The organism is Trichocoleus sp. FACHB-262 (genome assembly GCF_014696035.1).
In the GTDB taxonomy this organism is placed as follows: Bacteria; Cyanobacteriota; Cyanobacteriia; order FACHB-46; family FACHB-46; genus Trichocoleus.
Genome location: NZ_JACJPK010000067.1, coordinates 1 through 4,191, shown reverse-complemented (window position 1 = coordinate 4,191; position 4,191 = coordinate 1). Strand labels below are relative to the sequence as shown.

General features: G+C 46.9%; 5 protein-coding genes and 1 pseudogene. 1 reads left to right on the top strand and 5 read right to left on the bottom strand.

The genetic code is table 11. The features are described 5' to 3' along the window. Positions 1 to 251: 251 nt before the first annotated feature. Positions 252 to 635 carry a bifunctional 2-polyprenyl-6-hydroxyphenol methylase/3-demethylubiquinol 3-O-methyltransferase UbiG gene (locus H6F68_RS13140; RefSeq protein ID WP_242065492.1) on the top strand — a complete coding sequence of 128 codons (384 nt, stop codon included), beginning with the start codon at positions 252 to 254 and terminating at the stop codon, positions 633 to 635. 130 nt (positions 636 to 765) lie between these two features. On the opposite strand, the gene H6F68_RS13135 is transcribed toward H6F68_RS13140, so the two are convergent. The 5 genes and pseudogenes from H6F68_RS13135 to H6F68_RS13115 all read right to left on the bottom strand — a co-directional run. Then, positions 766 to 1,632 (bottom strand): GNAT family N-acetyltransferase, encoded by an 867-nt coding sequence (locus H6F68_RS13135; protein ID WP_190551174.1) that lies wholly within the window; start codon positions 1,630 to 1,632, stop codon positions 766 to 768. A 229-nt stretch (positions 1,633 to 1,861) separates the two neighbouring features. Further along, a complete protein-coding gene (locus H6F68_RS13130) occupies positions 1,862 to 2,062 on the bottom strand; it encodes a hypothetical protein (protein WP_190551176.1) in 201 nt (66 codons plus the stop codon). 66 nt (positions 2,063 to 2,128) lie between these two features. Beyond that, the gene (locus H6F68_RS13125) at positions 2,129 to 3,157 is read right to left on the bottom strand and encodes a ParB/RepB/Spo0J family partition protein (RefSeq protein WP_190551178.1); all 1,029 of its coding nucleotides are present in this window, start codon (positions 3,155 to 3,157) and stop codon (positions 2,129 to 2,131) included. Next, entirely contained in the window at positions 3,147 to 3,818 is a 672-nt protein-coding gene (locus tag H6F68_RS13120; protein WP_190559628.1) for a ParA family protein, read from the bottom strand. Before H6F68_RS13120 ends, H6F68_RS13125 begins: the two co-directional genes overlap by 11 nt. Positions 3,819 to 4,054: 236 nt before the next feature. Then, positions 4,055 to 4,191, bottom strand: a pseudogene (locus H6F68_RS13115) (IS1 family transposase); the annotation flags it as partial.

Here is a 4,191-nt window from a genome sequence, read left to right as displayed (position 1 = left end):
TGAGTTCTGCTTCACTCTCGGTAATCTCTAGCTGGTATACCCCGGCCATATTGATTGCTTGAACTCCACACCAGCTTTGTAGCATCTGTAGCTCTACTTTGAAGAATTGGTATGAGTCGGCCACAGCTAGGGGATCTAATTGGAGGCAGTCCAACCATGAATTCAGTTGAGTGGTATGAGCAAAATCGACGGCTGTTATTCCTGGATATGAAAGCCTTCAAGCAGCAGAGGTTCATGCTTGGCTAGTAGGATTGCTCCCAGAGCGTCCCAGCTTGGTGCTTGATATTGGGGCTGGGAGTGGTCGAGATGCCGCCTGGCTTGCAGATCAGGGGCATGAAGTGGTTGCGGTTGAGCCAGCCGCCGCGATGCGAGAGGCCGGACAGTGCCTTCATCCAGATTCTAGGATTCGCTGGATCGATGATTGTCTCCCGAGCTTACCAAACCTCCACCAATTGGGCTTGGCCTTCGATTTCATTCTCTTAAGCGCCGTCTGGATGCATGTTCCGCCTGCAGAGCGATCGCGAGCTTTTCGCAAAGTTATCACGCTGCTAAAGCTCGGTGGGCCATTGGCGATTACCCTACGGCATGGCCCTGCTGAAGCACAGCGGCAAATTTATGAAAGCGATTGCGGTTGAAGCATGATCAACAGGTGTCGGAGTGGATACCGACTTCCAATGAGTAGGGATGAAATGCTTCGTTGACGCTATATGTTGGAGCCTGGGACGAATCTTGATAGCCATTGCCTTGGAGCTTAGCTAAATGAGATCAGAACTGCTTCTCATAGACCCAAAATTCACCTCCTGCAACAGCGCCATAGCCTGCTTGCTCTAGCGCCGTGAGCAAGGGGTTGGTCTTAGGAAAGAAACCGCTGACTTTGGAGTATTGGAGGTGGTGTGCCAAATACTGCATCTGTCTCAACACAACAGGAAGATCATCAACGGGGCCTCCGATGAACCCGACCCATAAGGTTGAATCAGCACTCTCCAAGGGACTTTGAATTAGCAGGCCCTGTAACTGATGGCTCTGCCAATACCCCCAAACTTTCCCACTGCCTAATCGCTTGTGCAACTGCTCAAGCGTGAGCGTTTGCCATTTGGCACCTCGACAGACAAAAAGCGGCGACGATTCATGACTTTGCTGGAGCCATTGCCAAACCGCTTCGAAATCACTTTCGTACAGTGGGCTGAGTTGCTCCATCGGTGCCGCGATCGCCGCTGCAGAATACTTAAGATAGCAGGCAACAGGTTGATATCCCCGTCGCTGGACAGTGTCTGGCATAGCCCTGTTCCAGGTGGCAACACAGCAGCGAACAGTGGTAATGTCCCTAGTCTCGAAGTAGCGATCGATCTCAGGGTCCAAGAGACGAACCAGACCTCGCCCCCGATACTGTGGATCGACCCGTAAGGCCTCCCACCATCCTTCGTGTTTTGCCAGTTGCACCACTCGCGTCATGGCAACTGGCTGGCCTTTCAACGTGGCTACTAGGATCTGCCCAGAAGAATCTGTCATCCACTGATCCCACACAGCCGCGATATAGTCTTCTGTATCTGGCCAAGTGTGCTGGCAGAAGTTCAACACCGCAGTTTTATCGCTCCATTGAGCTGGACGGACAATCATGTTTTCCTGCTCCATATCAGCTGAACTCCTCAATGGATGACAAACCGACAATCGGCCTTTGATATTGTCTGGCTCCCGGCTATAGCGCTGTTACAGCCCATGTAACAGTCGTTATTATAGAATCGGTTTTGCGAGCATTAGCCTTCTGAGCTCTGCTACCTGGTCGGAGGGACCTCACACAACTCTATCCTTCCTAAAGCCTGCGCTTGATTTTGAGGGGAGACCATTGGCTTGTCTGTTGGGCTCAACCATTGTCCCAGCGAATGATAGTAGAGTGGAATTTGCCAGAGGAGCATCCCGTAGCTCGCACGCCCATTCCTTCGGTGCGAGCGTTAAATTGCTTACGACAGGTCTTACACAGATATTTTTGAACAGAGGTGCCGTCTTGTAGTGTCAGCTTGCCGTTTTTAACAACCTGCTGGTTTTGATAATCTAGGCAGTGCATAAGCTGAAGTCCTCTCACTGCAACTGATTCTATTCATCCTTCGCTAGAAGACTAGTCCCACTTTAGTCAAATTGCCAATTGCTCTATCTGCTCTAAAAGCTTTTTAAGCTTGGCTACTTTCTCTACATCTGTCCAGACTTTCGCCTTGTCCATCTGACGCAATGCAGTCTTAAACCGCGCTTTTAGGTCCGTATTGAAATTTTCTACAGCTTCTTCTGTTGGAGTAAGTAAGGCCTTAACTTGTTGTTTGACTTCGTTGAGAGATAATCGCTGGTTGATAGCCTTTTCTAGTAACACTATTCGATCTTCAGAATTTTTCAGTTTAGCTATTTCGATTGCCTTCGTATAGTCAATCCGCGAAGATCGAATAGCCTGTAGAATTTCAGATGGTTTTTTGAGCAAAGGTAGTCTTGTGGCGACAAATGACTGCCAAGTTAGCAAGCCACGAGCTGTAAAAAACTCTTCAACGATTACTGCATTTTCATTACCCAACGCATTTTGGGTAATTTTTCCTTTAGCCTGGTTGTCCATCTTATAGAGGAGCGAAATTACCTCTTCTCGCTCCATGCCCAGTTTCTTTGAGAGAAGATTTAAAGTGATGTCTAGTTCTTCTAATTTGGAGAAGTCGCGTCGCCTATCATTTTCATCAAATGCAGCAGCGTATGCTTCGTCATTGTTCCAATTAAAAACTTTGATAGGAATATCTGTAATTCCAACCAATTCACAACCTGTTAATCGCCGCAGTCCTGCAACTAGTTCGTACTCACTAGGCTTATTAGGTATTGGGCGAGTCCATAGAGCAGTACGTACCCCATTGGGTTTGAGGTCTGTCTCTGCCCATTCCTTTAATTCATTTTGGTCGTAGTAGTAGCGAACAGGCTTGCGATCGGGAGTGAAGGAAAATGTCTTGTGAATTTTGGCAATGGGAACAATAATTTCGCTGCCAAACTCTGCTGCTTCAGAATCATGAAGTGGTTGACTTTGCGATGGCGGAGTTGAAGTATCTGTATTATCTCCAAAAACAAAGCTCTCTAGCCCTGGAGAAGGGTTCTCTTTATACGCTTGCTTTAGCGTTCTCCTACCTTTACTTACCATTGAAAATCTTTAGTGCTTCTGTAAACAACGATTCGTACAATTTCGCGGCATCTTTAGCTGGCTTGCCTGTCATTCCAAAAACAGTGTTTGCCTGTCCAGGGGCATCCTTGAAAACCTGGCGATCATAAATGATCGTTTTCATCAAAGGAATATCAGGTCCATCTTTAAGTGCCTCTTGAGCTTCTTTGAGAAGAACAGTATTACTCTTAACTTGAGTCATATAGATAGCCGCTTTTGGCAGATCTCCCCTTAACTCTCGGACTTGCCGAATTAATCTTAAAATATCTCCAGAGCTTCTTAGCTCCACGATCGACTCCCGACAAGGAATTAGCGCCAGATGACACCTTGCTAGGATTGCTTTAGTAATCTCATTCGACTTCGCTGGGCCATCAACAACCACCAGATCACATTCCTGGGTTAGCCTATGCAGCTTATCAAACAAATCTTCCGGATTAATAATCGCCAGTGACGACAGCTTAAGGTTGGGGGAAGTTTCCTTTAGTTCCGCTATCCATTGAGAGCTACTTTGTTGGGCATCAGCATCAACTAGAATGACTGATTTCCCCTTGCGAGCAAAGCGATCGGCGGCATGGACAGCACCCGTTGATTTGCCCACACCACCTTTCTGATTCACAAAAGCAATAATCTGTGGGGTTTGCATACGCTTCATGCTTGAGTGTTTTTATCATACTGCTGAAAAATGTACTTACTGATTTTACCCAAAGCGCATTGGGTAAAATTCTTTAAAGTTTACTTAATCCGCTTTGGGTAAATCAGAAATCGGGTAGGAGATGGGCAGATTGCACTAAAATTACGTTTTCCAATCTTTTCTGTCTCAGCGTGCCCTAAGGAGCGATCGCCAGGGTTGAAATTGGGCGTTGCTGAATAGGTAATGATTTAAGCTGAGAGAGGAATTGTCCGATACTTCAAATAATGCAGCAGCAACCGAAGTGAACACTTCAACATCTCAACTGATTTGGAGTAGCACAAGGTCTTCCGGTGCAATCGTGCTAAATAATGCCTCAGTCGGGTAT